Source organism: Mesorhizobium sp. P5_C1, from assembly GCF_054049815.1.
Map to the genome: position 1 here is coordinate 1 of NZ_JBFULQ010000939.1, position 1,390 is coordinate 1,390.

A 1,390-nucleotide genomic window follows, 5' to 3' on the forward strand; every position below is an offset into this window, starting at 1 on the left:
CAACGATGCCGGGCGGCAGATGCAACAGGTGGCGCGGATCCCCGTGTGATCGGGAACCGGCCCCACAGGAAAAACTGCCRTACCCTGGTGCCTTCTCGGTCAGACTGCGCAAATAGCCACCCAAACTCTTTGCGGTCAGCGAACCAACGATCGAAAAAGCCGCACTCGCATTGAGTTGGGCGCATAGCGATAAGCTGCAGGATTGGCGATCGTCATCCCGTCATCCTCGCCGTGGCGCCGTTCGCCTTGAGCGCCGCCATCAGCATCGGCCCGACCGAAAACTGTCCTGCCGTCGCTTTTTCGGTCAGTACCCGCAAATAGCCGCCGGCCGAGTTGATGTGCTGCGCCCTTTGCAGAATGCAGGCAATCACGATCGCCGCGATCTCTTGGCCCATCACATGGCACGCCTCCTCATACGCAGACGGCGAAACGCCCAGATATCCCCGCACCTGGGCGGCCGTTATCATGAGATCGCGCCAATTGCCGATCCCGTCGACGGCATAATCCGCAATTTCGGGGCAAGCCTTCAGCACCATCCCTAGTGGGTATGTTTTCGGCGCCTCTGCGGTCCTCGTCCTGGGCTCGGCCGACGCCCCGCTTTTCTCTAAAGCAGGTTCAAATTCAAAAATAGAGTCGGTATTTGAATCAGATTGCTGCCGCTCGTTTTGAGAGTCATTGCCGTTCGGATTCGTGTATTTCATATGACTTTCCAGCAGCTTATCCACCTCGTCATGTAATCCGGCCATATTCGCCACGATCGGTTCGAGCTCGGCAATGCAGGCTCGGCGCGGAATTGCCTCCACAACGCCGCGGAAGCGCTTCCACAGGCCTCCCCAGTCGCCTGGAACATCTTCGTCAACAGCCGCCTCGATCAGCTTCTGGATGTCTCGGCGGTGCAAGGTGATCCGCTCGCGCATCAGCCTGAGCGCCCTGTTGTCGGCGCGAACACGCTCGGCCGCCGCCTCGAACTCGTGAGCGCGGGCCAGCAGCGGCGCCAGGGAGAAGCCAAATGCTTCCTCGATCTCCCCTCCTCTGCCCTTGCGCGCGTAGCGCTTGCCGTTCGGACTATCCCGACGGATGATCAGCCCGCAGTCAACAAGAGCCGCCAGGTGTCGTCTGACTGTGGGCTCGGCCATTCCGTGCGCCCTGAGCGACAGCTGTGCGTTCGAGGGAAAGACGATGAGGTCGTTTTCCTCACTCAACTCACTGTCAGGATAGAAAGATAGCAGCGCATTCAGCACGGCCAAAGCCCGATCGCCGATGCCGGCGATGCTCTTGCCTTCRCAAAGGTTGCGGTAGATGTGCCATTTGTCGACGACCGTGCCCTTGGGGATTTCACGTGAATCGTTTTGCGCTGCCAGCATGGCAAGCGACATCGGCCGCCGCCCAA

1 protein-coding gene is annotated in these 1,390 nt (G+C 59.9%); it reads right to left on the minus strand.

Annotated features, from left to right (window positions below):
* Positions 1–212: 212 nt before the first annotated feature.
* Positions 213–1,390: plasmid replication protein RepC (gene repC, locus ACXJ7R_RS32785; protein WP_457155421.1), on the minus strand; the 1,178-nt coding region annotated here is incomplete at its 5' end.